Genomic DNA, 25,430 nt, shown 5'->3' with positions numbered 1-25,430 from the left:
GAGGGACTCGAACGGCTAAGCATGAGAGCGACAGCGATCGTAGCGGAAATCCGGCAATGCACCATTTATGGTGCTTTGCTGATTGAAGCGTAGAGCGCGGTTACGAGCAAAGCGAGTAAGTCGCCCTACTCTTTTTTCCAATTTTGGAAAAGAGGCAAAATCGCTTCCGCTAAAGTGAGGTCTGACTTTTCGGTAATCTTCAGATTATAAGGATTGGATTCCACTAACTTGGAGCCGATTCCTTGACTTTGAGCCCAAGTGCATAGATCAGTCGGTTCCGTTGTGAAAGGTTTTTCCAGAATTTTTTTCAAGATATCTCCCCTGATCCCTTGGGGAGTTTTCATAAACCAGATCTTTTCTCGGTTTAGAAATTTCAGATTATCCTTCTCTTCTTCCAAAACGGTTTCGTGATTTTTAGAGGCGAGCGTGGCGACTCCGAACTCTTCCGTAGCGCTGGATAATCTGTCCAGATCATCCGAAGAAACGAATGGACGAGCTGCATCATGAATGAGTATGATATCATTAGCAGAATATTGAAGACTATAAATTCCGGCTAACGTGGATCCGTGTCTGGTTTCCCCACCCTCTACAATTCTATCTCTTTCTCTCAGAAAAGGAGAACAGAGTGTTTCGGAGTCCGGAATATAATCTTTGTGAGACACAAGGACTATACTTTTGGTTTTTCCCCAATCTATAAAAGTTTCTAAACTATGAAGTAAGATGGGCTTTCCGTTTAATTCTAAAAATTGTTTCGGAATATCGGACTTCATCCGGGAGCCTGTTCCTCCCGAAAGAAGTAGAAGATAAATATTACCCGAGGGAAACCAGGACTTCATTCTGAAGGACTTGTTCCAAAGTTTGTTTCTTGCGGACGAGTTTTGTAGATCCATCCAGATCGATGAGAACTTCTGGCGTTTCTGGATAAGAATTATAATTTTTTACGGACATGGAAGAACAATACGCTCCTGCTCCTTCCATCACTACCAAGTCTCCTATCTCAGGAATTTGTGTGGTCCTTAGTTGAGGCCCACCTCCTTCTTCTTGTGTGATCAAGTCCCCACTTTCGCAGCAATGCCCTACGTAAACAAAGTCTCCGGTCTTTTGTTCCGACTTTTCTTTACTAGGGATCACTACCAATGGATGTTTTGCTGCATACAGAGCAGGTCTTGTATTCACATCCATTCCCATATCCAGTTTTACGAAAGTAAATCCCCCGTCTCCGGTGTAGACAATATCATCCACCTGAGTGAGGATTGCTCCGTTATTCACCATTAAGAAGGAACCAGGCTCTATTTCCATTTTGAGTTGGATCCCTTTTTCTTTGGCGTAATTTTCAAAGAGTTCTTTTACAGGTTTTCCGATGGTTTGAGGATCGGTTGTTTTTTCGCCGATCATCCTTCCCACCTTGAAACCTCCGCCCAGATTCACAGTCCTACAATCAGGGAATTGCGCTGCGATCTCTAAGGTATAATGTGCCACTGCCTTCCAAACTTCCGGATCGGAACCGGAGCCTATATGTGTATGAATTCGAACCAGTTTGAGTCCGTATTTAGAAACGATCTCTTTTACTTTTCCGATCTCTTCATGCCAGATCCCAAACGAGGATGTTTTACCTCCTACGTCCGTTTTCTTGGTGGCCCCAGACCCTAAGCCTGGATTAAAACGAACGCTTACTTCTTTTCCGGGAAATAACTTTCCAAATTCTTCCAATTGCCTCAGAGAGCATGCGTTGAACTGGACTCCTTGGGGAATCAAATCCTTTAAGGATCTTGCCAATTGTTGAGAAGTGAGTAGAATATCGGAAGGTTTGAATCCCGCAAGTATCGCACGTTGCACTTCATGTTCGGAAGATGCATCTATATGGATGCCCTTCTTCCTTAATATTTCCAGAACTGTGCGCCCTGGATTGGCTTTCATTGCGAATCGAACGGTCAGACCGAAAGCATTAGGAAAGGCAAGTGCATCGTCACAACTTTTTTCGATTCCTTTGCGAGAGTACACAAAAACTGGGGTCCCGAAATTTGTTGCGATTTTTCTAGCTTCTTCGGGAGTCAAAAATTTAAGATTTTCTATTGATTGCATAGGGTTAGAGGGTTTTCTAGATAGTTCTAGGCCATCTTTTAGAGCGGTCCGGGTTTTTTCAAAGGCAAAATTCCGATATGGCAGGCAAAATCACTCATCTCGAAGCTCTTTCTCAAGTCTGCAAACATCTGGATCACGGAACTGCGGAACAAAGAAAGATCGCAAAACTTTTAAGAGAAGAAGGCACCCGCAAGTTTGCCAATATAGGTGCGATCGCCCCTGATATTTTCTATTTTTATCATGTTCTTTCTCCTGTTCGAACAAAAAAAGCCCTGCCTTGGGGAGATCTAAGTCATCACGAAAATGTTTTGGAACTCATCCTGAATTTTTTGGACGGGGTCCTTACTGTAGAGGAAGGAATTTATAGAGATCGTTTTCTTGCGTTTACCCTTGGTTATATCATCCACTGCGCTGTGGACATCGTCACTCATCCTTATATCTTTTTTATCTCCGGCGATTATTATAGTCCGGATAAGCAGATCAGTTCCAAAGCACAATACAATCATATGAGAGTGGAGTTCGCCTTGGATTCTTGGCTTCTGGATTTCAGATGGGGAATGACCCCAAAAGCTTATGATTTCGTGCAACATGTGGACTTGATCTTCAAAGGAAAAGACGGGAAGAAAAAAATGGACCCGATGCTTTGGAACTTTTGGTTAAAAGGTCTAAAAGCCACTTTTCCGAAAGAGTTCAAAGAGAAGTATATAGGCTCGGAAGAAAAGATCATTCCTGGAGATATTCTGAACGAATCTTTCTTAGGTTATTTGCATTTTCATAGATACCTGGATTCCAGAAGTAAGATAATAAGAGCCGCACTCAGCTTTTTAGATAAGATCACTTTGCACAAAGTAAATTCTTCCGTTCTTATGCTTCCACTAAAGGAGCATATAGACAAACGGATCATGAACGAAGAAAAAAGAGAATGGTCTTATCCTGCGGACCCGAACCTGATCCGAAACGATTCTTTCGTGGAACTAATCAACAAGGCCTGCGAAGCTGCAAAGGATGCGGTCACAAATGCCTGGGGTTATGTTCACGACAAAACTTCTCGTTCTTCTATGATCAAAGAATACCAAGGATATAATCTAGATACTGGACTCAGGTTCCACGGCATAGATAAGATGCGTCAATTTTCTCCTTTATAAAAATCAGAAATAAACCAAATGAAACACGAACCCGTAGATTTTTTCACAAGATATTTCGTAGTACTTTTCAGGGACAGGATCCAATCCCGTTTGGATTCTTCCGATCCTGTGCGCAAACTGATCTATCTTGTTTTAGGACTTATCTTCTTAAACGGATTTTTATTCGTATTCTCCATCAAAGATATTTGGCAGGTCCCTAAGGCGGATCGATATGAAAAGCCTTCCCTTCTTTTCGGGATCAATACGGAAGGAAAATACGAACCTATTGCCGAGTTTTATAGATTTTCTAGAGTAGTGATCACCGACGAAGATCTTCCGGGCGGCTGGGAAGAGAATAAAGTCATTCGTTGTTTTGTTTCCACAGAGGATAATAATTTCAGATCTCACAAAGGTCTGGACTTACGTGGGATTTTTAGAGCCACTATGGTAAACCTTCTTGCGGGAAGAGTGAAAGAAGGTGCCTCCACAATCACACAACAGGTTGCCAGATTAAAATTCTTAAACACGGAAAGATCGTTTTTACGTAAAGCAAGAGAAGCTTGGCTGGCCTTACTTTTAGAATTGGTATTCGATAAGAAAACCTTAATAGGAATCTACTTAAACGAGATCCCTCTCGGCCATGGAACCATAGGTGTGGGCGCCGCGGCCAAATTCTATTTCAGAAAAGACATCAAAGACCTAAGCTGGGGAGAAGCGGCACTTCTCGCAAGCTTGACCACAAGACCCAAGGAATTTTCTCCCTTAGTGAATCCGAATACATCCGCTTCTAAGGTGCGCGTCGTATTCAAAAAGTTGGTGGAAAACGGGATCTTAGATGTGGAAACCGCAGAGAGAGAATTCGAGGCATTTTCCGAATATTATATAACCTTAAATCGTTCTCCTAACGATTCCGCATTCTCGGATCGTCTGAACAAATTCCCTTATTTTACGGAATATGTACGCAAGAACCTGGCTCGTTATATACCTTCTCAACAAATCTATGAGGGCGGTTTAAAGATCTATACCACCCTAAATATTCAGCATCAATCCCAGGCAGAAAAGGCATTGGCTGCTGGTTTGAAACAACAGACCCAATTATCCAACCAAAGGGCCTTTACTAAAATAGATTCCTTCGAAGACACCTACGGTTCTACATACAAACTTTTGGCGGATTTACATGATCTTCCTGAATTCAAATTTAAGATCTCTCGTTCTTATAGGACTTTTAACAGGGCATGGCAGGAAGAATTCAGAGACGATTTAGCAGTTCTGAATTTGATCTCAGGCACAGAGGGTCTGGCAGAAGCGATTGATTGGAATTATACGACCCAGGCTACTGAAGACCATCTACTTCCTGTCGAAGGTGCGTTAATCTCTATTCGCCCGGACACAGGTTATATCACCGCAATGGTAGGAGGTTCCGGATTCCGCTCCGATAACCAACAGATCCGTGCATTCCAAGCATATAGACAACCAGGTTCTGCATTCAAACCATTAGTATATGCTTCTGCAATGGAATATTATCATGAACATCCGGACGATAAGAAGAATGTTACGGCTGCTTCCCTGTTCGACGATTCTCCACTCCAGTACGTATTAGAAGACGGAGACGAATGGAACCCGAGTAATTATTCAGGAGAATATTCCGGATTTATTCGATTGAGAGAAGCTCTCGAACTTTCTAGAAACAGTGTGGCTGTGCGACTATTAGAACATACTGGTCTGAATAATCTTCTGCCTAGACTCGAAAAACTTTTACAAGTAGAGAATAGAAATCTACCGAGAGACTTTTCAATCGCATTAGGAAGTTTTGAAGTTTCTCCTTATGAGCTCGCAAGATCTTACGCGGTATTTGCTTCCGGTGGAAAACAAGTATTTCCTCTCAGCGTTTTATATGTAGAAGACGAACAAGGAAATCTGATCAAAGATTTCAGAAAAGAATTCGAATCCAAAGAAAGAAAAAGATTACTCTCTCCCGAAACAAGTTATGTGATCACTTCCATGATGGAAGACGTGATCAAAAAAGGAACAGGAACAGGAGCCAGATCTTACGGACTCACTCGTCCCGCCGCAGGAAAAACAGGGACCACAAATAATTTTAGAGATGCTTGGTTCGCAGGTTACACTCCGGAACTTGTAGCGGTCGTTTGGGTGGGTTATGATACCGGAACACTTTCACTCGGAAGAGGAATGTCAGGCGCAGTCGTAGCCGCTCCCATCTGGGGAAGATTTATGGCAAACGCACTTGCCAAAGAAAAATCTAGATCGTTCGATTTCGGAGACGCAAAAATTGTACGTAGGACCATATGTTCCATTTCCGGAAAACTTCCTGGCAGCCATTGTTACCAAACAGAAGAAGAAGTTTTCGACAAAGACACTGTTCCGAAAGAAGTCTGCGAAGACCATAGAGGAATGAGCGAACCGGATCCGACTCCAACCCATACCACAGACCCAGGAACCACCAAGAAGAAAAAACCGAATCTCTTCGAGGGCGATGAGGACGTAATCCGGTAGAATGGAACTTTTGGAGTAGAGAGGAGTTCCAACCGAATGGAATCGGAGCTCTCCTACGCAAAAAGAGTTGTCGATTTCGGAACCGCCCACCAAATAGATGAATCAGCAGTCAGGAGTAACAGATGGCCATCGGTAAGGATAATAATAACAGCGTAATCGGCCCAGGTTCTATTTTTGAGGGCAAATTCTATATCGCTGGTTCCCTACGTATCGACGGAAAATTCGAAGGGGAAATTAAAACCGACGACGCATTATTTATTGGAGAAACCGGTAAGGTCCGCACCAACATTTCCGCAAGAGAAGTGATCGTAGCAGGAACCTTGATCGGAAACATTAAGGCGGAATCGGAAGTCCGCTTGGAAGAAACTGGACGTCTCTTAGGGGATATTATCGCTCCCGCTCTTTCCCTGGCAAAAGGTGTGGTAGCGAAAGGTAATATCACCGTGACAGGCGGACAGAAGAAAGACGTTAAAAAGATCGTGGAAGAATCTTTTGGCGGCACACGAACTTTGGACAACGGTAAGGAAGAATAGCTCTCAGGCCCCGAGTTCTTTTTCCCACCTCTTAGATTTGTTCGAATCAAAAACTCGGGTGGTTCTCCGCCCGATCGACCGATACTCATAGTATGATCTTCAAGAAGCCCAGGCAATTGACCGCAGGAAAGGAAATCCTCCGGACAGATAATTTCACCCTGATCTACCTGGGCGCTTTCCATTTCCATTATTCCTTTTATTTCAGAGGAAATCTATATCACGGAAATTTGGACTTCAGAAGACGCAAATTCCGCGTTATCCCTCTTGTAGCATCCGTCATCTTTATGGTCCTATTTTTGGGGATCTGGATGAGTCCTTCCAACGCTTCTATGGAATCCGCTTCTACGGAAGTGACTGAAAACGATTCCGAAGACTTAAAAGCCAAAAAAGGCGACGAAAAATTCCTAGAAGAATCTGAAAAAGCAAAGCTCACCATCTTGATGGCGAATGAGATCAAAAGCGCTTCGGATAAAAAGAAACAACTTAAAGTCGTTACCTACAAAGTCAAAAGGAACGAAACACTTTCTGAGATCGCTACCCGTTACAAGGTTTCTATGGAATCCATCGCAGGTTCCTCCAGTATCAATCTGGAAGATACTCTGTACCCGGGACAAATATTACAGATCCCTAATAAGCAAGGTCTATTATATAAATTTAAGGCGGGAGATACCGTAGCAAAGGTAGCTTCTCTTTACAAAGTGAACCTGGATGAAATTTTAGAAGAGAATAAACTGGATGATCTGGACATTCTTCGTCCTGGCCAAAAGGTTTTTCTTCCAGGCGCTGTGATCCCAGACCCTGCTCCTAAGTGGGTAGTCCCAGTTACTTCTCATATAGTCACTTCCAATTACGGGTGGAGAACTTTCCCCCAGCATAAATTCCATGAAGCATTGGATCTAAAAGCAAACTACGAAGCGGTAATGGCTGCCCGTAACGGCAAGGTAGTATTCTCAGGATGGATGGGCGGTTACGGAAACGCGATCGTGATCGAACATAACGACGATTTCAAAACATTATACGCTCACAATTCCAGACTGAATGTAAAACGAGGAGACTATGTAGTCGGAGGCAAAAAGATCGCAACCTCCGGATGTACAGGTTATTGTTTCGGTCCCCACCTACATTTTGAGGTAATCCACAAAGGGAAATCCGTAAATCCTGGAAAATATCTAAAGGGTCTCTCTTATAAAAGAGGCTCCAAACCGAACCATTAAGATTTATGATGTTTCGCTCTTTCTCTTCTCTCGCTCTTAGTTTTGTTCTCACTTTAGGTTGCGGACCTTCCGCGTCCGAATATCTGGAAAAAAGGACTAATCCCCAATATTCTTCCACTCATGGGGTCGAGGTATTTTTTAATACTTCCAGAGCGGTCAATCCAGGGACACAAGTCGCTTGTTCTAATTCTTATTTTCTAAACTTCGGAAATATGGGAACCCTATCAGGTTCTTGCTTAGTAAACGTTCCTGCGGATAGAGAGATAGGCTCCCTACCCTTCGGCCTGGGCAATAAAGAAAAATCATTTCAATTTTTAGAGCATCGAGTTGCTATCCAAGGAAAGACCAAAGAAGAGCAGGAAAAACTTTGGTGGAAAAGAATAGAAGAAGATCCTTTCGAAGAAGTGATCGTATTCGTCCACGGATTTAATGTAAACTTCGAAGAGGCTATTTTAAGAGCGGCCCAACTCAAATACGATCTGAAATTTCCAGGCAAGGTGGCATTATACACTTGGCCTGCGGGAGGAGACGGTTCCATGCTTGGAACATTCTTCCTAAAAAATACTTACGAAAGAAATTTGGTCTCCGCAAGAAGCAGTAGGGACTCTTTCAAAAACTTCCTGAAAAGAATGGTCTCCACGAATAAGAAGATCCATCTATTGGTACACTCCATGGGCCATCAGGTGGTTCTAAATTCGGTTTCAGAACTTTCTAGAGAATGGGGCGACAAACCTTTTTTGAAAGAATTGGTATTGAACGCACCTGACTATGATACCGGTGAATTCATTTTGATCCTGGACAGTTTATTAAAGTCTTCGGAAAGGATTACATTGTATTGTTCCCCCGGAGACTCCGCATTGTTTGCCTCGGCACAGATCCACCAGACAGGAAGACTAGGCGCCTGTTCCAAATTTCCAGGTGTGGATGTAGTCAATGTAAACCCGATCGACGCTTCTTTATTGTCATTGGGTCACGGATATTATTCCTCCCGTCCCATCTTGACCGATCTATACCAACTCTTTTTGGGCCTGGGAGCGGAGAAGAGACTATTCATCCGCAAGTCGTACGGAAACGAAAACTATATTCTCCGAAATTAAATCCTTCTAAATCCGGAATCGATCCACCCATCCCTGGGACAGAAACAAACCTTGGCCGATCAACGTTAGACGATATGTCAAAAAATTTCAAGTTTTAGTCCGAAAGGATTAGGGAAGTTTTTATATTCTGATAGTTGTTTCAAAAAAGATTACAGGATAATAAGAGATCTTCACAAAAATCTCACTTATATTCGATTTTACTTGCAAAGGAAGCTTTCAAATTCTTTTGCATATTTCCGCAGATATTTTCATCTATCATTTTACATTTATATGGTTGAAACAATCGGTTTTATTCGTAGATTAGAAGTATGCTCACAAAACCTAAGATCCTAGTTGTCGAAGATGAGATCATAGTCGCAGTCAACTTGGGCCAAAAACTTAAAAAATTAGGTTACGATCTTGTGGGCATCACATCCTCCGGAGAGGAAGCCATCCAAAAAGCTGAGGAGAATCATCCGGATCTGGTCCTAATGGATATCAATATTGAAGGGAATCTGGACGGGATCCAAACTGCGGAACTTCTCCGGAACAGATTTCAAACACCTGTTATTTATCTTACAGCATACGCAGATGAGAACACTCTTAACAGAGCCAAAAGAACTCAACCCTTAGGCTATATAGTCAAACCATTCGAGTCCGACCAATTACGCTCGTCTATCGAAGTGGCATTATACAAAAACGAGCTGGAACATAGAAACCGCAAAAACGAAGAATCCTTAAAATCCACTTTAAACCAAATGGAATCCGGGATCATCACCACCGACGAAAACGGGTTGGTATTATTCTGTAATCCTGTGGCAGAAAAGATCGCGGGCCTAAGTTACGCGGAGTCCATTGGACTTTCTTTAACAAAGATCTTAAGGTTAGAAGATTCAAATTTTTCCGCTTATACACCTCCTATTCTGGATGTATTAACTTCTAACCAAACAATTGAGAAAAATGGAATATTCGCGATCGATGCGATCGGAAATAAAACAGCTGCCACCCTTCAAATTTCCCCCATCTTAAATACCGAGGGAAAATCCAGCGGTTCGATCACTGTTCTTCGTTTAGGAGAATCGGATAGTACAAACCAGTCTTACTTAAAAGAGATCCATCATAGGATCAAAAACAATCTTACCATTATTTCTTCTTTGCTAAGCATGAACGCTTCCAATCTGAAGGACCAGGAAACCTTGGATATTTTCAAGGACAGCCAGCATAGGATCCAGGCAGTGGCCCTTCTGCACGAAGTGCTTTATGAAAATCACGATCTTTCCTCCATTAGTTTTGATCTGTATGTGCGCAAACTAACGGACCTTCTTTTCGAAGTGTATAAGATAGATCGTTCTAAGTTCAAACTTGTATTGGATATCCAAACTCCAAAGATCCCTAGTGAGATGGGAATGAACTGTGCATTGATCATCAACGAACTTCTGACCAACTCATTCAAACATGGATTCAAAGGTAGAGAGAGTGGTTCTATACTGATCCGTTTTAGTTTGAATGACGAACGATATTTCTTAGAGGTCAAAGACGACGGCGTGGGGCTCTCTGACACAACACCCCAAGCACGCAATTCGGGCTCTTTAGGACTTTCTTTGGTGGACTCTTTCGTAAAACTCCTAAGAGGAAAACTCAATTTAGAGAACGAAAACGGCTGCAAGGCCACCCTTAGCTTCCCCGCAAAACACGAGACCTAAAAAACGTTTTACTCGTCGGCTGAATCGGATAACTCTGATCCCGATGAAGACAAACTTTGAATTCTTTGAAATCGTCGAGAGAGAAGACGGAGTAGCCATCGTCTTTTTAAACCGTCCCGACAAAAGAAACGCGATGAACTGGAGTTTCTGGAGAGACCTTCCGGACGTAGTACACGAAATTAATTCGAACCAAAAGATCCGTTCCTTCGTAGTAGCCGCAAGAGGTAAATCATTCTCCACAGGTTTGGACCTGGACTCTTTCTTCCAAGAATTCGGATCCGTAGTACAAGGGACTTATGGAGACGATCGTAAGAAATTCTATGAACTGATCCTTCGAATGCAGAAAGGGATCAACGCAGTTTATGATTCTCCTAAACCTTCCATCGCCGCTGTCCAAAAACATTGTATTGGCGGAGGACTGGACTTGATCTCTGCCTGCGATATCCGTTATGCGACCTACGATGCAAGTATCTCTTTGAGAGAGGCAAAGGTAGCGATCGTAGCGGACATGGGTTCCATCAACAGACTTCCTTCGATTATCGGACAAGGAAACACCAGAGAACTCGCTTACACAGGCAAGGACATAGACGGAGAAGAAGCTCTCAGAATGGGACTTGTTTCTAAATTGTTCAAGGACCAAGATCAACTTTTGGAAGGAGCAATCGCAACCGCCTCTGAGATCGCAGCCAATCCAAGGATAGTGGTAGAAGGTACTAAGGAAGTAATGAACTACTCCGAAGGAAAACCTTTAGCTGTGGGTTTAAACTATGTCGCGGTGTGGAATTCCAGTTTTATGGATTCCAGGGATTTTAGAGAAGCGATGAAAGCCTTTAAAGATAGAAAAAGGCCGGAATATAATAAGCATTAAGACCTTATTTTACGCGGATGTAGGAACTCCTACAAACGAACGATTACGTTTTGTGGAATTCCAACGTCCTAATTAAACGTACAGATCCAAAAGCCTGGATCTTCCTTCGGAAGCCTGGGCTTGTACTTGAGCCTCTACGTTCAGTTTCAAAAGTTTAGAATTCATATCCGACTGAGCTTGGAAAATCTCTCTAGGCAGATTGGCAATTCTTTCGATCATGAGAGATTGGCTGGTTTGGCTACCGATTTCCATTTTCTTTACCTCGATTGAAGTGGGGATTTTTCTTTCCTTTGCCCCCGTTTCAATCATCGGTTGATCTGTGGAAAACTTGATTATTTTAGGAATTTTTTTAGCCTGTCCCAGTCGTGGGTTTTAGGGAACTAATCATTAGCGCCATCCATAGGGAAAGGCAGAGAGAATTTACTAAGGCGTTCAACCTATACAAGGAATCCCTGAATTTTACCCAAAACCCCAAAACTATCCTGAAGGTGAAAAACCGCCAGGCCTGGTGCCAATATTATATTGGGAATACCAGGGAAACCCTGAATCTTTTCCAGGAATTGCAGGACAGATTTTCCTCTCATCCGGAAAGCAGGCTCTATTACGCGAATTATTTGATCAAAGTTCACAATTATAAATCCGCGAAAAAGATACTCACCTCCGCAATTGAGCTTTTTCCGGACCAATTGGAATTGTATCTTACTCTTGCGAGTTTATTAAAAGATACGGACAGGTCCAACGAGGCGATCCAAGTATTAAAACAAGCCCTATCCCAGGAAAAACTTTCCAGAGGAAGAGGGATTAAACGAAAGGATATTTGGTCCGAACTCGGATATTTGTATTTTCAAAGGGGAGATTATAATTCAGCGTTAGCTTCTTTAAAAACTGCCATGAGAATGGACGAAGAAGAAACATTTCTTCATTACGATATGATCGCCCAGTGTTACCTGAAAGTTTCGGATCATAAAAACGCGCTTAAGTTTATAGACTTGTATATCAAATATTTCGGAGAATCTGACGCGGATATACTCGTCGTAAAAGCGAGAGCCCACGCCCAATTGCAAGAAAGCCATTTGGCCTGTGCTTCACTGCTACAGGCCTACTCCATGGAAAACGGTCTTAAACTTTCCGCAGAGGATATGGTAGATTTCGGTCCACTTTTGCAGACCGGTTTTTTTGATACATTAGAGAATGTTGAAATAGACGAGGCCTAATCACTTCTCCGCTAATTTTTTCTTAGCAAGATCTTGGATCTTCAGGAAATCTTCCAACTTCAGATTGTTTTTTTCTCCGACTGGAGAATTGCTCACTTCACTATGATTATGAACGTACGGGATACCAATTTTTGATAAATCGGTCTTATCGATCACTATCGTTTTTGTTCCTTTTGTTACCGTAAGATAATCAGACTCTGGGATCATCTTAGAATGATCTGCACTATTCTCCAGCTCTACCTTACCTTGGCAATGACAGATAAAAGTCATATCTTCCTGAACTGTAGTATAGAATTTAGTTCCTCTAACACCTGCAGTCGTGGTCGGAGTTCCAAGACTTAAGCCCTCGCCTTTTACAAGTTTATTGGAAAGAAGCCAAGATCTTCCCTTCTCTTGGAAAAACTTTTTATCTGATTTGATATCGTCAAAACGGAATCTGGAACCGGATTGGATCTCTAATAAGGAAGCGCTTTCCCCAAATGCGATCATTGCAGTTGCGCCCTCGTCTGTAACCAATACGTCGCCGTTTTGGATCTCTTTATTAACTTCCGCCTTGGATTTTTCGGGACCTCTTTCTAAGGTCACGTTTCCAACAACAAATGTGACCACTCCCTTGCCTGCATCCGCTTCCTTTTTGCTGCAAGAAAACAAAACACATGTTATACTTAGAAGAAATAGAACTGATATTTTTTTCATAGCGGTCGATTCTGATAGCCACTCGAAAGGAAGTAAATCGATTTTTAAAACGGAAGATGTCTTTTAACTATTCTAAACGAAGATACGAGCAAATAAAAGTCTTATTGGCACTTATTTTTTCTTAGCAATTTTCTTTGGAGCTGGGACTCTCCTTTTCGATCTTTTCTTAGCGGCTTTCGCGCTTTTATTATAATCCAGGGCGAGACCCATCCAGTATCCAAACTCTTTTTCTAACTTCACTTCTTCTATGTTTACAAATATAAATCCCTTCATCAGATTTCCATTATGGATCATGGGCCTAGCTTTTTTCTTTTCTAAAACGGATTCGTAATCTTTAGGATCTATTCTAAACATAAGTTCCTGGTCCCTGACACAGACGCACATCTTTCCGTTTACCATAAAGCAGAGACCACCGAACATTTTTTTCTCCTCTACTTCTTTTTGTTTGGTGAGCGCTTTCCGAACACGTTCAGCAGTTTTTTCGTTAATTGCCATATACTTTCCTGAGAGGATCAGAATATTCTTCTTCGTTAACTTTGATAAAGAAAAAATTTCTTAAATTAATCATTCCGGAACATTCGCAAGCTGGTTCACATCCTCTCCTGGGATAAGAATAAATTCCCCATTAGAGCCTTTTAGTCTGCTTTCCAGAAACGGTTTGTATTCTTCGGAATGATAGAAGTTTTGAACCGCTTCTTTGGAAGGCCATTCAATGATCAAGAATAGCTGAGGAAGTTTTCTGTCCCCTTCCATCTTCTCCATATTTGTGGTCCTGGAAAGATATCTTCCCCCAAATTTTTCCACCATCTTGGTTACATTGCGAACGTAAGCGGGGATCCAACGAGCGCTGGTGATATTCAATTCTGCTATAGAGTAATACTTCATGACCTTCTCCAATCCCAGATTTTGAAATGGTTGCAAGTCTTTTCGGGATTGATTTGAGATGTAAACTAGTACAGCCAGTGGCGATCCATACAGTACGTAACTTATTCGATAAGAATAGGGAAAATCCGGTAAATTCTTATCATTCTTTACGAATTTTTGAGAGCGATATTATAAGATCAGTCGAATCTTACTCGGTTTTGGTGCAAAATCTTTTCCGGAAAAGCGGGATATAAAATGTATCCGCCGAGGAAAAAATGAACAAAGAACATTTCGATGTGATCACTGTGGGCGCGGGCTTATCTGGGATCAGCGCCGGCTATCATCTGCAAAAACTTTGTCCGGGCAAAAAATACGCCATCTTAGAAGGTAGATCCGATATAGGCGGAACCTGGAGTCTATTTCGTTATCCGGGAATTCGTTCCGATTCGGATATGTTTACCTTGGGATATTCTTTCCGACCTTGGAAAGAAGCGAAGGCAATCGCCGACGGACCTTCTATCCTAAACTATGTAAGAGACACAGCATCCGAATTTGGAATAGATCGAAATATCAGATTCGAACATAGAGTAACGTCTACCTCTTGGTCCAGTAAAGATAATTTTTGGACAATCAGTGTAGAAGTCGGACCTAAAAAAGAAAAACGTATATACACTGCGGATTTCCTTTATATCTGCAGCGGCTATTACAATTACGATAAAGGATTCACTCCGAATTTTCCGGGAATAAAGAATTTTAAAGGTCAGATCATTCATCCACAACATTGGCCGGAGAATTTAAACTATAAAGGTAAGAAAGTCGTTGTGATCGGTAGCGGTGCAACTGCGGTCACCTTGGTTCCATCTATGGCGGATGAGGCTTCTCATATCACCATGCTGCAAAGGTCACCGACTTATATTACTAGCCTTCCATCAAAGGATATAGTTGCCGATTTTTTAAGATTCGTTTTGCCTGCGAAATTGGCTCATCATATCACTCGCATCAAAAACATTCTCATCCAAATTTGGTTCTATCAAATTTGCAAACGATCGCCTAATTTTGCCAAGTGGTTGATCAGATTAAGATTAAAAGTATCTCTTCCAAAAGGTTATGATATAGATACTCATTTCAAACCGAATTACCAACCTTGGGACCAAAGAGTTTGTTTGGTTCCGGACTCGGATCTATTCAAGGCAATCTCTAAGGGTAAAGCTTCTATCGTCACTGACCATATCGAAACTTTCACTTCTAAAGGGATCAAATTAAAATCCGGAAAAGAATTGGAAGCGGATATTATTGTAACTGCGACAGGATTGGAATTACTCGCTATCGGTGGGATCCAGTTGAAGGTAGACGGTTCAGAAGTGGATATTTCTAAACAATTCACATTCAAAGGACTGATGTTAAGCGGAGTTCCGAACTTTGCATTCTGCGTGGGTTATACAAACGCATCTTGGACATTAAGAGCGGATCTAACTTCTACCTATGTTGCAAGACTGCTCAATCATATGCAGGCAAACGGTTATAAACAGTGTGTGCCTGTTTGTGATCCCGCCAAAATGGAAAGGGAACCTATACTAGACTTGAATTCCGGATATATACAAAGAGCGATAGACCAATTTCCTCAAAGAGGAGCAAACCGCCCTTGGAGATTCCATCAGAATTATCTAATGGATCTATTCGATATAAATTTTGCAAACGTGAACGACTCCAATTTATCGTTCGGATAAACAATCAAAATAGGAAGAAGAAATACCAAATGAAAAGTTTTAAAAATAAAGTGGCCGCCATCACCGGCGCCGGCTCAGGAATGGGAAGGGAACTTGCGATCCAGCTTGCGGAGCAAGAATGTAATCTTGCATTATCGGACGTAAACGAGGCAGGTCTTGCCGAAACAGTCCAATTAGTAAAGAAGAAGAATCCGAATGTTTCCGTCACAAGCCAAAAACTGGACGTATCCGACAGACCAGCGGTTTTTGATTGGGCTTCTAAAGTAGCCAAAGATCATAATAAAGTAAACTTAATATTCAATAACGCTGGTATCGCGTTCGGCTCCACGATAGAAGGATTCGAATCGAATGATTTTCAGCGGGTAATGAATATCAACTTTGGTGGAGTGGTGAACGGAACCCAAGCCTTCCTACCCCATCTCAAAGAAAGCGGAGAAGGACATATTATCAATACTTCCAGCGTATTCGGGATCATCGCAGTTCCTGGAACTTCCGCATACAATGCATCTAAATTTGCAGTAAGAGGATTTACGGAAACTTTAAGACAAGAATTGGATTTTACCAAAGCAAAAGTTTCCGCTACCAGCGTTCATCCCGGAGGGATCAAAACCGCAATCGCGAAAAGTTCCAAGACCAACGATAGCGTAAAAGCGCTCGGCTTGGATCCAAGCACAGCGGGAGAAAAAATGTCTGCTCAATTTATCACAAGCCCGGAACGTGCAGCCAAAGTGATCTTAAAGGCAGTCAAAAAGAATTCTCGCAGAGTCCTTATCGGGCCCGATGCAGTGTTCTTGGACTTAATGCAAAGAATTTTTCCAAGTTCATACCCGATGATCATTACTAAGGCACTTATGGGCAGAATGGCGAAATAAGAATAGAGCCGAAGAGTATAACGTTTATTTTACAATGTAATAGATTTTATACTCTTCGAGTTTGTATAATCTAGAAAATATAATTTCTACTCTTCCTCAACGGATGCACCAGGGGCGTTTTTCTTAACGGATTCGATCCCGTTTTCACAAGCTTGTTTAGATGTATAACCTTCGCTTACGGCGATAATTTCTCCGTTTGCAGCCTTTAACCTAAATCTATATTCTCCTTTAGCATCCTTATAAATCACGAATTTTGCGGACATATTAAATCTCCTTTTGGTGGGAGAAATATAGCCTAACGCAAAAGAGAGAGTCAATTTAATTTTTACTTAAACATTGGGCCTGATAGGTTTAAACACTCTTTTCTTATTCGGATCGTCCTGCTCCAATCGATAGGCTTTCTCCAATTCGAGAATTGACTCTTTCGCCAAAGAAAGAACGGCAGACAAAGCGCCTAATTTCTTTCTCAAAACTTCACGATTCGATCTTTCTACATCGGTTTGAAACTCTCTCAGGTTGCTGTGCTGAAAAGCAAGAGTGATCGCCCTATGAAAGTTTTCTTTCGTAAGAGGTTTAATTTGATAATCGAAGACACCTAATTTCATCACTTCGATGATCTTTTCAGGTTCATCCAGCGAAGATTGTACTATTATAATCGCATTTGGATCTTTCTCTTTCAGATCCCGTATAAAGGATACGCCATCTTGCTCAGGCATTACCAGATCGACAAGATAGACTGCATAAGGCTTTGGAGTGGAGAGGACCTTTCTCATTCCTTCCCTGCCGTTAGATGTAATGTCGAAATCCCAGTTCATCTTTCTGCAAAAGCGATCGTAAGCTAATGCGATCTCCGGCGAATCCTCTATTATCAGAATTTTTCCTATCCCGGATTGTCCAGAAAGCGCCTCCGTATCTACAACTTGATCTAACTCCCGGCCCATATAATTTTTCTTCCCCTGTTCCTATTGCGCCCCTTCGTGAGCCTGTCACGTATCGCAATCGAACAATTCTTAGAGACTTGAGATAGATCGAAATTATTACGCGGATCTAGTACTTTTAAATACACTTAATACAATAAATGTGCATTTATTTTAATCCGTCTAAATAGAGTATTACCTTACTCATAAACGTTATACATCTTATCCCTAAGGACATAGATTGAAATTGCTATATGTCAATTTATTCTACCTTCCGAACGGAAGTAGTTAATAATTATTTCCAACAATCAACAAAAGATTTCCGTACAATATGGATTGTGGTGGGGACGGTCTACATTTTTCGTCAAAAAAATTGTTAGGGCGCAAAAGAGGATCCGATCCAAAAAAATGAACAGACGAGAAACGTATAAGAGGTCTTGGGATATTTTATCCGATCCCTCTGCAATTTCCAGAATTGCAGGATCCTTTCTTTATTCAGAAGAACTCATAGTTAAAGGCCGGCATTCCGATAACAAAGCGATTATTACAGAAACTTTCGGAGATTCCGGTCAGATTGCCGTCCGTTTTCAGCAAAGATCAAGTATCTCATCGGATGAAAAAGTCATTCTACAAAAGACTTTGAGACATCATTTAGAACTGAATTGCAGAACTATCAGGCGCCTCAATGATTTCGAGTTTTTGATGCAAGCAGAATCGGTTTGTATCGCTAAAACGAATCGAAAAGAAGAAAGGCTGAGAATTAAGAATGATTCCGTGTTCGCGACGAATATTGTATATCATCCCGAACGTTTCGAATTAAACCGGCATATTTCCCCGAACGTTATCCGTGATATATTGGAAACTTTCAAGGAAGAGTTAAAACATCCAAAATTTGGAGAGATAAATGTCGGACTTTTCCACTCAGCCCAAGAATCCAAATTCGAGATCGTCAGAAAAACCAGAAAGAGCTTCTACATCCAAAACACTAGCGAGCCTAGCTCTTACACTGAGGTTTTGCCCCAATTCGTGAACTACATCACTTATTTCGGTAAGAATATCCTTTCAGCGATCAGACGGTATAAGAACGAATCCATAATATCGGAATTAATACTACCGATATTATATGATAAAGATGACAAAGATTCATTTCCAAAGGCCTATCTTTGGATAAGAAGCGCTCAAGAACCCATCCTCGCAGAAGATCTTTCTGAACTATATGCATTATCGGAAAGGATAATCACTACAATCCAGAACTCGGATTCTATCAAGGCGACCGATCGATTTGATGTAATTGACATTTCCGAATCGGGAGTGAAAATAAGAATACGTCAAAAAGATATACTGTACAACGTCTACCGGAATGAGAGTCTCAAATTCGACCTTGTATTCAAAGGAAGACCACCTATTCAGATGAACGCCAAGATATGCTGGCGCTCCATTGATAGGAATGGAAAACTCTTTTTAGGGTTAAAATTCATCTACGACCAAAATCAGCTATCTAGTTTAAGAAAATTGGAATATAACCTCCAATCTTTACGCAATCGTATGAACTCCGAAAGAAGTCATGCGACAGTCGTTAAAATTTACCGAATTTTGGGCCCAAGAAAAAGGAAATCTTAACTCAGTTTTACTTGGTTCCCAATCAGATTAACTTTCTATCAAAAGATAACAACCTTATCTCTTCAACAAATACAGGGCCTCATAGAGGATCATATTTTCTCGGATACAGACTATTTTTCGTTTCCCTAATTCGATCACGATATCAAAAGTAATGAACTTATCAAGAGACTCTTTTCAATCAGGGAGATCCGAACTACTGATAATAGAATTGATCTAGGATATCAATTTTAACTGTATTTCTATAATCACAAAGAATAAACTCTAATGGATTCATACAACGCATGAGATGGGAACACTGGTCAATCTTACATATTAACATATTAATATTTTCGCTAATGGTCTGTATTTGCATGATATGGGTGGGGAAGCGTATCCAAAATTCCAAAACCGCCACTGTCATAGGATATTTCCTTGGCTGTATTCTCCTATTCAACGGGCTTTTGTATGTTGTATATAGATTACAAAAGGGTTATTGGGAGATCCGCTTCGATCTACCAATGGAATTTTGCGATTGGGCCATGTTTGTAACTGTCGCAGCACTCTTTACGCATAGTAGGTTAATGTCCGAATTATCTTACTTTTGGGTCTTAAGCGGATCAATCCACGCACTTCTAACACCGAATTTAGGGGAAACATTTCCACAACTATCCTTCTTCCTATTCTTCGTCGGACATTTAGGATTAGTTGCTGCGAGCTTATACATCGTATTCGCATTAAATCTAATCCCGAGACAAGGCGCCATTCTAAGAACACTATTTTACTCCGAGATATATTTCGTGTCGGCACTCGTTTTGGATTTTCTGATCGATGCAAATTACGGATATCTTCGCTTCAAACCTAGCAAGGGGTCTTTCCTAGATTATTTAGGAGACTGGCCTATTTATCTATTTTCGATCCAGATACTTGGAATATCTTCCATCATAGCCTTATATATTCCGTTCCTAATAAAGTCCAAAACCTTAAAACCTAATATCATTGAGTAGTTATATGCTTCTCTAAAGAAAAAAGATGATTATAAAAATCCTGCCGCTTAAAAACAGATTCGTCATTTGATAAATATCATCGTCTCTACGCGGACTTAACCTTCCAAGCGCTTGACCAGAAACAAAATTAGTGACAAAATAGTCATCCGAAAATGCTCGCAAGATCACATTACGTGATCTCTTGGATATTGTAAGCGAGGGGGAAAATTGTCTCAAAGCATTATATGGATAGATAAAACTCAGGCAAAGGAATTTGTTCTTTCAAAAGATCATACAAGCAGTTCGATCATTCTGCACCAAGCAAAACCGGAAAGGCACGATAATCATCTGGACCGGATCGACGATATACGATCGGAGGATCTGAAACATTTTTTCGAGGATATAGTCTCCAGACTGACACACGTTGAAAATATTCTACTAGCTGGACCTGGTATAGCAAAAACGTTATTTAAAAATCATTTAGAAGATCATCATTCTAACTTAGCTAAGAAAATCGTAGCAGAAATCACTACGGATCATCCGACAGATCCGGAAATAATAACTCTCGGAAAGAAATATTTCGAAACTCACAGAGTAAAACACTAAAGATTCTGCGCAAGATAAAGAACATTACTCTCAGTTAACCAACAATAAGGTTAAATGAATTCCCTCCCCTATTCCTCCATGAGGAACCTTCATAATTTCTGTAACTTTACCGCTTTCTGGAGAAGCCAAAAAATTAGCCGAGTTTTGAAACGATACTTTCCGAAACTTCCCAGAGTTTTTTAGCTAGATCCGAATTTTCCGCATCTGGGCGGGGGCTGGCAATATTACAATCGGCAAAATACTGCCCTGAAACTCCGCTCGCTTGTGGATTCACCGCAACATAACATTGAGTTGCCGAACCTTCTTCGACAGTTTTTAAGACTAAAGGTTCCACAACTCTTAAAACCATTCTCACGCCAAAATTCATACTTCTGCTTAAATTCGTTCGAATGACTCCAGGGTGCAACGCGTTAGCTGTCTTTCCCGTACCTTGCAAACGTTTCGCGAGCTCTTTTGCAAAAAGTAGATTCGCGAATTTAGATTGTCCGTAATTGGCCCAAGCATTGTAGCCCTTGGCGCCGTCCAAGTTGTCGAATTGGATTCCTTCTTTCGGTGCGTTTCTATGGGCTTCACTGCTTAATATCACCACTCTTCCGGTATCGGTGAGTTGGTCCAAGAGTCCGTTTACAAGAATAAAATGTCCGATATGATTGGTGAAAAATTGCAATTCATACCCGTTGCTTTTCTCTAAATTCGGCAAGGCCATAATACCCGCATTGCAAATGATTGCGTCCAATTTTCTTCCTGTTTTTTGCACCGCTTGAACGCAGGAAAATACACTTTTGTGATCTGAGAGTTCGCATTCGAAGGCGGAAGTTTCTCCTCCTACATCCGATGCTGCCTGTTTTGCTTTTTCAAAAGTTCTCGCAGTTCCAAGTATATGCGCTCCTCTTTTAGCGAGAACGCGTAACGTTTCTTTTCCAAGTCCGGAATTGCAGCCTGTGATGAGAATATTCTTTCCCTTTAAGGAAAGACCTTTCGTAACATCTTCTGCTGTGGATCCATAACCGAATCCATTGGATCCATTCGATTTAATTAAAGATAAAAGTGACATTTGTATATCTCCAGGTATGCGATATTCCCGATAGAATAAGGTTCAATTATTCCGAGTCAAGAAGGATAGGCGGTGAGATTATGCGGGGAGCCTAACTTCAGGGTCGCCTTTTTCGGAAACTAATGGCGGAAATTAAAGAGTTCGGAATAAAAGGAAAGGATCCTTATTCATTTAATACACGTAATCCGAACCGAGGACCGCTCTTCCCCTACACCAGAATTAAGTAAGTCTCCGCAGGTATCGTAAGTATAACTCCTAAAAAAGAGAATCTCCTGGAAGCAGTTCTATAAAATACATGCCGAGTCCATGATCGTTTCTGATACTTTCACGGTTTTCTCTTATAATTTCGGAGTGGCTTTTGAAGTCGTATTCTTCATGCACTTGGCTTCAAGACAGATCATTCACTTCGACATCCATTCTGAGCCTACTACTTCATGGGCTCGAAAAGTTATTGTGGCGCTGACGAAAGGAATTTGGCGTATAACTCGCTCGCCTTTCCTGGTGATTCCATCATGGGCAGATGGCCCAGGTCAGCCAGTATTGTGATCTTTGCGTGCGGCATTTTCTGGCGCAGCGTTTCAACGCCCGAAACGTCGAAGATGCTGTCTTTTTCTCCCCAGAGTATCAGTGAGGGTTGCTGTAACATGCTGATTTTTTTATCGAGTAGATAGCGGTCGCGCAGCTGTTCTTGCCAGATGCGCATGTTTGATGCTGAATTTCGCAACGCGCCTTGTTCCGCTGCGTATAATACTGGGTAGGGCAGGAAGGGCTTTTGGGCAAAAAGCAATTTCATCATGGCCTCAAATTCAGAAGAGGTCGCGGTGACAAGCGGAGCTTTGCCCGCTGCGATGAGATGATCCATTTGACTAGGCTTTGCCGTATGAATGCCGTGCGGGGCCCCGATAAACGCTACGCTCAACACTTGTTCAGGGTAACGAATGGCATACATCGCGGCAATCGTACCACCCATAGAACTCCCGGCCAAATGTACTCGCTGTAGTTTCAAAGCATCGAGTAATTTCTTAAGACGTTCGGTCTGGTGTGCATAGTCGTAAACTTCGTCGGCTTTGCGATCGCTTTCGCCGAATGCGGGTAGGTCGGGAATTATAACGTGGTATTTGCCGGTCAGCGAACGCGCAAAATCTACCCAGTGGTCTTTTTCGGCAAAGATGCCGTGCAACAGAACAAGTGTATCGCCCTCGCCGCCCTCGAGAAAATGGATCGTATGATTTGCTGCAGTGATTTGCTTTGCCTTGAGGCCTGAGAGCGAACGGTTCAACTTGAGGAGCGCACCAAGAAAAGTCATGGGTGCTATATACCAGAGAAATACCAAAAGCAACATGGTTGATATTACCAACGCGATAAGTTTTTTCTTCATTGTGATCTCCTAATTGTAAGAATCAGGGCTAAGGGTAGCCACGACCCAGTCGTTTTGCGTAAAGTTGGTATTGTCGCCGTCAGCATAACAGGCCGCGTACTCGTAACTACCGTTCCTACCCTCGCTTCGTTACGAGAAGTGCACCAATTCGCCGCATGGTGGTGGGAAAAAGCTGCAACGCCCGAACTACCAGCCGCGCTTTCGCGCCGGGGATTATGAGATACCGTTCCTTGCGAAGGCCTTTCAGCGTGTCCGCGACGACTGTGTCGAGGGGGGTTCGCGGTATGGCATTCGTGTGCCGTAGGTTCTCCGGTGTCCGGTATGAATCCAGCTCCGCTACCATTGGCGTCTCGAATTCGGCCGGGCAAACGAGGTGGACTTTGACACCCTCAGCCAGCATTTCATAGTAAAGGCAGTCGGTGAAACCGACAAGCGCATGCTTTGCGGAACCGTAGGCTGTGAAACCGAAAGTGCCCGTCAGCCCCGCGACCGATGCAATGTTGACCAACCTCCCCTGGCTTGCGCGAAGATGCGGCAAGACAGCGCGGGCAACGTTGACCGCGCCGAGGAAATTGGTCGTGATCACCGCCGCGAAATCGCCGGCCGCCAGATCCTCGAACCGTCCCTCGAGCATTACGCCTGCATTGTTAAACAAAGTGTCGATAGCGCCGCGGCGCTGGGCAATTTCCCCAATCACCTCGCACGCTGCGGTTGGATCACTGACGTCAAGGGTCCGAATCTCGACATCGACATCCGGATAGCACCGACGTAGTTCCTGCGCTGCGAATTCGAGCTTCTCTGCTTTCCGCGAGACGAGCGTGAGCCTGGCCCCCTGGCTAGCTAGTGCATCGGCAATGGCGTAGCCGAGGCCCGTCGCTCCTCCAGTGATTACGATATGACGTGATTGGAACATTGTTGGGAATACCTATGATAAAAGAGATTTGAGAAATCCGGAGAACAAGACGAGAAAGCCGCCGAGTTCACCGAGGACGACGAGGGTGACATAGCCGTGGACGCCGGGGCTATGAGAAACGCCCGGCGGTTGCTTGAGCATATTGTCGGTGTTGTTGAGCCAGCCATGGACCGCGTAGATGAGCACGGCAGTCGTGAAGAAGGTAACTGCCGCGACGACGCCCATCACGTTGACGGCAGACGGCCAAGCACTGAGCTCGGCGAACTTGACAAGGACGAGGCAGGCGAAGGAATACATGAGCGCACTACGATGGCAGATATCGACATAAACCGGCGCCTTCCCCTCAGGTGAAGTAATCATCTTACGGTATTTCCAGATTCCTGTCACCAGACCGACGGTGAAAAACCCGCCACAACTCAATATTGCAATCAGTACAGCATTAGCCATCATTCCTCCCTAGTATATACCGTGTTCTGCGCTGCCGTATTGGCTCACAGAACATGATCAACGCTCATTATTTCATGAGCATTGATCATGTTTAGTGGAGGTCAAACAAAAAACCTTCTTTGAGAAAAAAGTAGCCCACAATCATGCAGTTCTATGTTCTTCCTTTATGGATAAGAAGATACGAACCCCTGGTCAGGCGCGGAGCCGGCAACGCGTGGCGACGATAATTGAAACTGCCCGGCAACTCATTGGAGAGAAGGGGGTAGACGGAGTGAGCATGAGAGAGATTGCTCAGGCCTCAGGTGTGCAGATTGGATCTCTTTATCAATATTTTCCAGGTAAGAGCCAACTCCTGCTCACAATCATGCAGGGATACTACGACCGTCTGTATGACGAGACCCGGGCCATTTTAGAAAATGTGAACACTATTTCTGAATTGGAGTTTGCCTCTGAAAAAGCGCTCAAAAAATACATTCATACCTCCCAAAGTGATCCTGCCCTCGCAAATCTCTGGGCAGGCTTACGTGCCGTGCCCGAATTGGTGAATGAAGACAACAAGGATACATACCGCAATGCGGAACTTATGATGAAAACAGTGATTCGTTGTTTGGGCGGACTGCGAGAATCGGAAGTCAGACCGTTCGCCCTTTATTTTTGTCATACGATCGGATATATAATTCACTTTGCGGCGGAAATAAATCCTGAACATGGCAAAGCGGTGATCCGAGAAAGCCGCAAAGTGCTGCGTCTGCGCTTACAAGCTTTTCAGGAGATATCCAATTTACGTAAAAAGCGACGAAAATAATTCGCGTCAGAAAGCAGAACAAACAGTGGACGTGCGTTGAATATTCCCGGCCCTTCTGGCGTAGCAATTTTTCTGTCTTGCGATATTTATTCTTTATCGCCAGTTTAAACCGCACTCATTAAGGCAGTTATACCAGCGTTATTCCTCTTATTTATATACGCTTTATATTTAATCAAAATTTTCAGAGTGTTCCTACCATCAGAGTAAGATGCAAATATCAGACTTCTTACTCCCTCCTAAT

26 protein-coding genes and 1 pseudogene are annotated in these 25,430 nt (G+C 42.6%); 15 read left to right on the top strand and 12 right to left on the bottom strand.

The window, feature by feature from the left end:
- Positions 1-125: 125 nt before the first annotated feature.
- A complete protein-coding gene (locus LPTSP_RS17105) occupies positions 126-836 on the bottom strand; it encodes an IspD/TarI family cytidylyltransferase (RefSeq protein WP_108929842.1) in 711 nt (236 codons plus the stop codon).
- Entirely contained in the window at positions 811-2,082 is a 1,272-nt protein-coding gene (locus LPTSP_RS17100; protein WP_108929841.1) for a diaminopimelate decarboxylase, read from the bottom strand. Before LPTSP_RS17100 ends, LPTSP_RS17105 begins: the two co-directional genes overlap by 26 nt.
- Positions 2,083-2,159: 77 nt before the next feature.
- On the opposite strand from LPTSP_RS17100, the gene LPTSP_RS17095 reads away from it, so the two are divergent.
- The 7 genes from LPTSP_RS17095 (at position 2,160) to LPTSP_RS17065 (ending at position 11,114) form a co-directional block, all read left to right on the top strand.
- Positions 2,160-3,227 (top strand): zinc dependent phospholipase C family protein, encoded by a 1,068-nt coding sequence (locus tag LPTSP_RS17095; RefSeq protein ID WP_108929840.1) that lies wholly within the window; start codon positions 2,160-2,162, stop codon positions 3,225-3,227.
- A gap of 18 nt (positions 3,228-3,245) precedes the next feature.
- A complete protein-coding gene (locus tag LPTSP_RS17090) occupies positions 3,246-5,720 on the top strand; it encodes a penicillin-binding protein 1A (protein WP_108929839.1) in 2,475 nt (824 codons plus the stop codon).
- A gap of 122 nt (positions 5,721-5,842) precedes the next feature.
- Positions 5,843-6,253 (top strand): bactofilin family protein, encoded by a 411-nt coding sequence (locus LPTSP_RS17085; RefSeq protein WP_086446969.1) that lies wholly within the window; start codon positions 5,843-5,845, stop codon positions 6,251-6,253.
- Between the two features lie 92 nt (positions 6,254-6,345).
- Positions 6,346-7,467, top strand: coding sequence for a peptidoglycan DD-metalloendopeptidase family protein (locus tag LPTSP_RS17080; protein WP_108929838.1), 1,122 nt, complete (start codon positions 6,346-6,348; stop codon positions 7,465-7,467).
- A gap of 5 nt (positions 7,468-7,472) precedes the next feature.
- A complete protein-coding gene (locus tag LPTSP_RS17075; RefSeq protein ID WP_439957017.1) occupies positions 7,473-8,564 on the top strand; it encodes an alpha/beta hydrolase in 1,092 nt (363 codons plus the stop codon).
- 308 nt (positions 8,565-8,872) lie between these two features.
- Positions 8,873-10,246, top strand: a complete 1,374-nt coding sequence (locus tag LPTSP_RS17070) for a histidine kinase dimerization/phosphoacceptor domain -containing protein (protein ID WP_108929836.1) — start codon at positions 8,873-8,875, stop codon at positions 10,244-10,246.
- Positions 10,247-10,289: 43 nt separating this feature from the next.
- On the top strand, positions 10,290-11,114 hold the full coding sequence (locus tag LPTSP_RS17065; RefSeq protein WP_108929835.1) for a crotonase/enoyl-CoA hydratase family protein: 825 nt from the start codon (positions 10,290-10,292) through the stop codon (positions 11,112-11,114).
- 72 nt (positions 11,115-11,186) lie between these two features.
- On the opposite strand, the gene LPTSP_RS17060 is transcribed toward LPTSP_RS17065, so the two are convergent.
- A complete protein-coding gene (locus tag LPTSP_RS17060) occupies positions 11,187-11,366 on the bottom strand; it encodes a hypothetical protein (RefSeq protein WP_024864064.1) in 180 nt (59 codons plus the stop codon).
- 113 nt (positions 11,367-11,479) lie between these two features.
- Between LPTSP_RS17060 and LPTSP_RS17055 the strand changes: the two genes are divergently transcribed.
- The gene (locus LPTSP_RS17055; RefSeq protein WP_108929833.1) at positions 11,480-12,328 is read left to right on the top strand and encodes a tetratricopeptide repeat protein; all 849 of its coding nucleotides are present in this window, start codon (positions 11,480-11,482) and stop codon (positions 12,326-12,328) included.
- Here the strand turns inward: LPTSP_RS17055 and LPTSP_RS17050 are convergent, their stop codons facing one another.
- The 3 genes from LPTSP_RS17050 to LPTSP_RS17040 all read right to left on the bottom strand — a co-directional run bounded on the left by LPTSP_RS17050 (position 12,329) and on the right by LPTSP_RS17040 (position 13,909).
- Complete coding sequence (locus tag LPTSP_RS17050) at positions 12,329-13,024, bottom strand: FecR family protein (RefSeq protein ID WP_108929832.1); 696 nt, start codon at positions 13,022-13,024, stop codon at positions 12,329-12,331.
- A gap of 111 nt (positions 13,025-13,135) precedes the next feature.
- Positions 13,136-13,519, bottom strand: a complete 384-nt coding sequence (locus LPTSP_RS17045; protein WP_108929831.1) for a TfoX/Sxy family protein — start codon at positions 13,517-13,519, stop codon at positions 13,136-13,138.
- Between the two features lie 69 nt (positions 13,520-13,588).
- A complete protein-coding gene (locus LPTSP_RS17040; RefSeq protein ID WP_108929973.1) occupies positions 13,589-13,909 on the bottom strand; it encodes a DUF1330 domain-containing protein in 321 nt (106 codons plus the stop codon).
- A 254-nt stretch (positions 13,910-14,163) separates the two neighbouring features.
- Between LPTSP_RS17040 and LPTSP_RS17035 the strand changes: the two genes are divergently transcribed.
- Entirely contained in the window at positions 14,164-15,615 is a 1,452-nt protein-coding gene (locus tag LPTSP_RS17035) for a flavin-containing monooxygenase (RefSeq protein WP_108929830.1), read from the top strand.
- A gap of 29 nt (positions 15,616-15,644) precedes the next feature.
- Positions 15,645-16,487: an SDR family NAD(P)-dependent oxidoreductase gene (locus LPTSP_RS17030; RefSeq protein ID WP_108929829.1), complete on the top strand. Its 843-nt coding sequence runs from the start codon at positions 15,645-15,647 to the stop codon at positions 16,485-16,487.
- An 86-nt stretch (positions 16,488-16,573) separates the two neighbouring features.
- Here the strand turns inward: LPTSP_RS17030 and LPTSP_RS17025 are convergent, their stop codons facing one another.
- Both LPTSP_RS17025 and LPTSP_RS17020 read right to left on the bottom strand, forming a co-directional pair.
- Positions 16,574-16,750 (bottom strand): YegP family protein, encoded by a 177-nt coding sequence (locus LPTSP_RS17025; RefSeq protein WP_108929828.1) that lies wholly within the window; start codon positions 16,748-16,750, stop codon positions 16,574-16,576.
- Between the two features lie 66 nt (positions 16,751-16,816).
- Positions 16,817-17,428 carry a response regulator gene (locus LPTSP_RS17020; protein ID WP_108929827.1) on the bottom strand — a complete coding sequence of 204 codons (612 nt, stop codon included), beginning with the start codon at positions 17,426-17,428 and terminating at the stop codon, positions 16,817-16,819.
- A gap of 384 nt (positions 17,429-17,812) precedes the next feature.
- Here LPTSP_RS17020 and LPTSP_RS17015 point away from each other — a divergent pair, with 384 nt between their 5' ends.
- The 3 genes from LPTSP_RS17015 to LPTSP_RS17005 all read left to right on the top strand — a co-directional run bounded on the left by LPTSP_RS17015 (position 17,813) and on the right by LPTSP_RS17005 (position 20,592).
- On the top strand, positions 17,813-19,024 hold the full coding sequence (locus LPTSP_RS17015) for a PilZ domain-containing protein (RefSeq protein WP_108929826.1): 1,212 nt from the start codon (positions 17,813-17,815) through the stop codon (positions 19,022-19,024).
- Positions 19,025-19,305: 281 nt separating this feature from the next.
- Positions 19,306-20,007 (top strand): YwaF family protein, encoded by a 702-nt coding sequence (locus LPTSP_RS17010; protein ID WP_108929825.1) that lies wholly within the window; start codon positions 19,306-19,308, stop codon positions 20,005-20,007.
- A gap of 207 nt (positions 20,008-20,214) precedes the next feature.
- Positions 20,215-20,592: an eRF1 domain 2 gene (locus tag LPTSP_RS17005; protein WP_108929824.1), complete on the top strand. Its 378-nt coding sequence runs from the start codon at positions 20,215-20,217 to the stop codon at positions 20,590-20,592.
- Between the two features lie 133 nt (positions 20,593-20,725).
- On the opposite strand, the gene LPTSP_RS17000 is transcribed toward LPTSP_RS17005, so the two are convergent.
- The gene (locus tag LPTSP_RS17000) at positions 20,726-21,646 is read right to left on the bottom strand and encodes an SDR family oxidoreductase (RefSeq protein ID WP_108929823.1); all 921 of its coding nucleotides are present in this window, start codon (positions 21,644-21,646) and stop codon (positions 20,726-20,728) included.
- Positions 21,647-21,904: 258 nt separating this feature from the next.
- On the opposite strand from LPTSP_RS17000, the pseudogene LPTSP_RS19295 reads away from it, so the two are divergent.
- Positions 21,905-22,099, top strand: a pseudogene (locus LPTSP_RS19295) (hypothetical protein); the annotation flags it as partial.
- On the opposite strand, the gene LPTSP_RS16995 reads toward LPTSP_RS19295, so the two are convergent.
- The 3 genes from LPTSP_RS16995 to LPTSP_RS16985 form a co-directional block, all read right to left on the bottom strand.
- Positions 22,095-22,952, bottom strand: a complete 858-nt coding sequence (locus LPTSP_RS16995; RefSeq protein WP_245915627.1) for an alpha/beta fold hydrolase — start codon at positions 22,950-22,952, stop codon at positions 22,095-22,097. The pseudogene LPTSP_RS19295 and the gene LPTSP_RS16995 sit on opposite strands and share 5 nt — an antisense overlap.
- Positions 22,953-23,139: 187 nt before the next feature.
- Positions 23,140-23,937 carry an SDR family NAD(P)-dependent oxidoreductase gene (locus LPTSP_RS16990; RefSeq protein WP_108929821.1) on the bottom strand — a complete coding sequence of 266 codons (798 nt, stop codon included), beginning with the start codon at positions 23,935-23,937 and terminating at the stop codon, positions 23,140-23,142.
- Between the two features lie 12 nt (positions 23,938-23,949).
- Positions 23,950-24,387, bottom strand: a complete 438-nt coding sequence (locus tag LPTSP_RS16985) for a hypothetical protein (protein WP_217350172.1) — start codon at positions 24,385-24,387, stop codon at positions 23,950-23,952.
- Between the two features lie 91 nt (positions 24,388-24,478).
- On the opposite strand from LPTSP_RS16985, the gene LPTSP_RS16980 reads away from it, so the two are divergent.
- The gene (locus tag LPTSP_RS16980; protein ID WP_369689662.1) at positions 24,479-25,189 is read left to right on the top strand and encodes a TetR/AcrR family transcriptional regulator; all 711 of its coding nucleotides are present in this window, start codon (positions 24,479-24,481) and stop codon (positions 25,187-25,189) included.
- Positions 25,190-25,430: the final 241 nt, after the last annotated feature.

Origin of the sequence: Leptospira johnsonii (genome assembly GCF_003112675.1) — a bacterium.
Taxonomy (GTDB): domain Bacteria; phylum Spirochaetota; class Leptospiria; order Leptospirales; family Leptospiraceae; genus Leptospira_B; species Leptospira_B johnsonii.
This window is presented reverse-complemented; position numbering and strand designations above follow the sequence as displayed.

Excerpts from the sequence above, each read along its gene's own strand:
- LPTSP_RS17105 (WP_108929842.1), bottom strand. The coding sequence starts at position 836 with ATGAAGTCCTGGTTTCCCTCGGGTAATATTTATCTTCTACTTCTTTCG.
- LPTSP_RS17100 (WP_108929841.1), bottom strand. The coding sequence starts at position 2,082 with ATGCAATCAATAGAAAATCTTAAATTTTTGACTCCCGAAGAAGCTAGA.
- LPTSP_RS17095 (WP_108929840.1), top strand. The coding sequence starts at position 2,160 with ATGGCAGGCAAAATCACTCATCTCGAAGCTCTTTCTCAAGTCTGCAAA.
- LPTSP_RS17090 (WP_108929839.1), top strand. The coding sequence starts at position 3,246 with ATGAAACACGAACCCGTAGATTTTTTCACAAGATATTTCGTAGTACTT.
- LPTSP_RS17085 (WP_086446969.1), top strand. The coding sequence starts at position 5,843 with ATGGCCATCGGTAAGGATAATAATAACAGCGTAATCGGCCCAGGTTCT.
- LPTSP_RS17080 (WP_108929838.1), top strand. The coding sequence starts at position 6,346 with ATGATCTTCAAGAAGCCCAGGCAATTGACCGCAGGAAAGGAAATCCTC.
- LPTSP_RS17075 (WP_439957017.1), top strand. The coding sequence starts at position 7,473 with ATGATGTTTCGCTCTTTCTCTTCTCTCGCTCTTAGTTTTGTTCTCACT.
- LPTSP_RS17070 (WP_108929836.1), top strand. The coding sequence starts at position 8,873 with ATGCTCACAAAACCTAAGATCCTAGTTGTCGAAGATGAGATCATAGTC.
- LPTSP_RS17065 (WP_108929835.1), top strand. The coding sequence starts at position 10,290 with ATGAAGACAAACTTTGAATTCTTTGAAATCGTCGAGAGAGAAGACGGA.
- LPTSP_RS17060 (WP_024864064.1), bottom strand. The coding sequence starts at position 11,366 with ATGGAAATCGGTAGCCAAACCAGCCAATCTCTCATGATCGAAAGAATT.
- LPTSP_RS17050 (WP_108929832.1), bottom strand. The coding sequence starts at position 13,024 with ATGAAAAAAATATCAGTTCTATTTCTTCTAAGTATAACATGTGTTTTG.
- LPTSP_RS17045 (WP_108929831.1), bottom strand. The coding sequence starts at position 13,519 with ATGGCAATTAACGAAAAAACTGCTGAACGTGTTCGGAAAGCGCTCACC.
- LPTSP_RS17040 (WP_108929973.1), bottom strand. The coding sequence starts at position 13,909 with ATGAAGTATTACTCTATAGCAGAATTGAATATCACCAGCGCTCGTTGG.
- LPTSP_RS17035 (WP_108929830.1), top strand. The coding sequence starts at position 14,164 with ATGAACAAAGAACATTTCGATGTGATCACTGTGGGCGCGGGCTTATCT.
- LPTSP_RS17030 (WP_108929829.1), top strand. The coding sequence starts at position 15,645 with ATGAAAAGTTTTAAAAATAAAGTGGCCGCCATCACCGGCGCCGGCTCA.
- LPTSP_RS17025 (WP_108929828.1), bottom strand. The coding sequence starts at position 16,750 with ATGTCCGCAAAATTCGTGATTTATAAGGATGCTAAAGGAGAATATAGA.
- LPTSP_RS17020 (WP_108929827.1), bottom strand. The coding sequence starts at position 17,428 with ATGGGCCGGGAGTTAGATCAAGTTGTAGATACGGAGGCGCTTTCTGGA.
- LPTSP_RS17015 (WP_108929826.1), top strand. The coding sequence starts at position 17,813 with ATGAACAGACGAGAAACGTATAAGAGGTCTTGGGATATTTTATCCGAT.
- LPTSP_RS17010 (WP_108929825.1), top strand. The coding sequence starts at position 19,306 with ATGAGATGGGAACACTGGTCAATCTTACATATTAACATATTAATATTT.
- LPTSP_RS17000 (WP_108929823.1), bottom strand. The coding sequence starts at position 21,646 with ATGTCACTTTTATCTTTAATTAAATCGAATGGATCCAATGGATTCGGT.
- LPTSP_RS16995 (WP_245915627.1), bottom strand. The coding sequence starts at position 22,952 with ATGACTTTTCTTGGTGCGCTCCTCAAGTTGAACCGTTCGCTCTCAGGC.
- LPTSP_RS16990 (WP_108929821.1), bottom strand. The coding sequence starts at position 23,937 with ATGTTCCAATCACGTCATATCGTAATCACTGGAGGAGCGACGGGCCTC.
- LPTSP_RS16985 (WP_217350172.1), bottom strand. The coding sequence starts at position 24,387 with ATGATGGCTAATGCTGTACTGATTGCAATATTGAGTTGTGGCGGGTTT.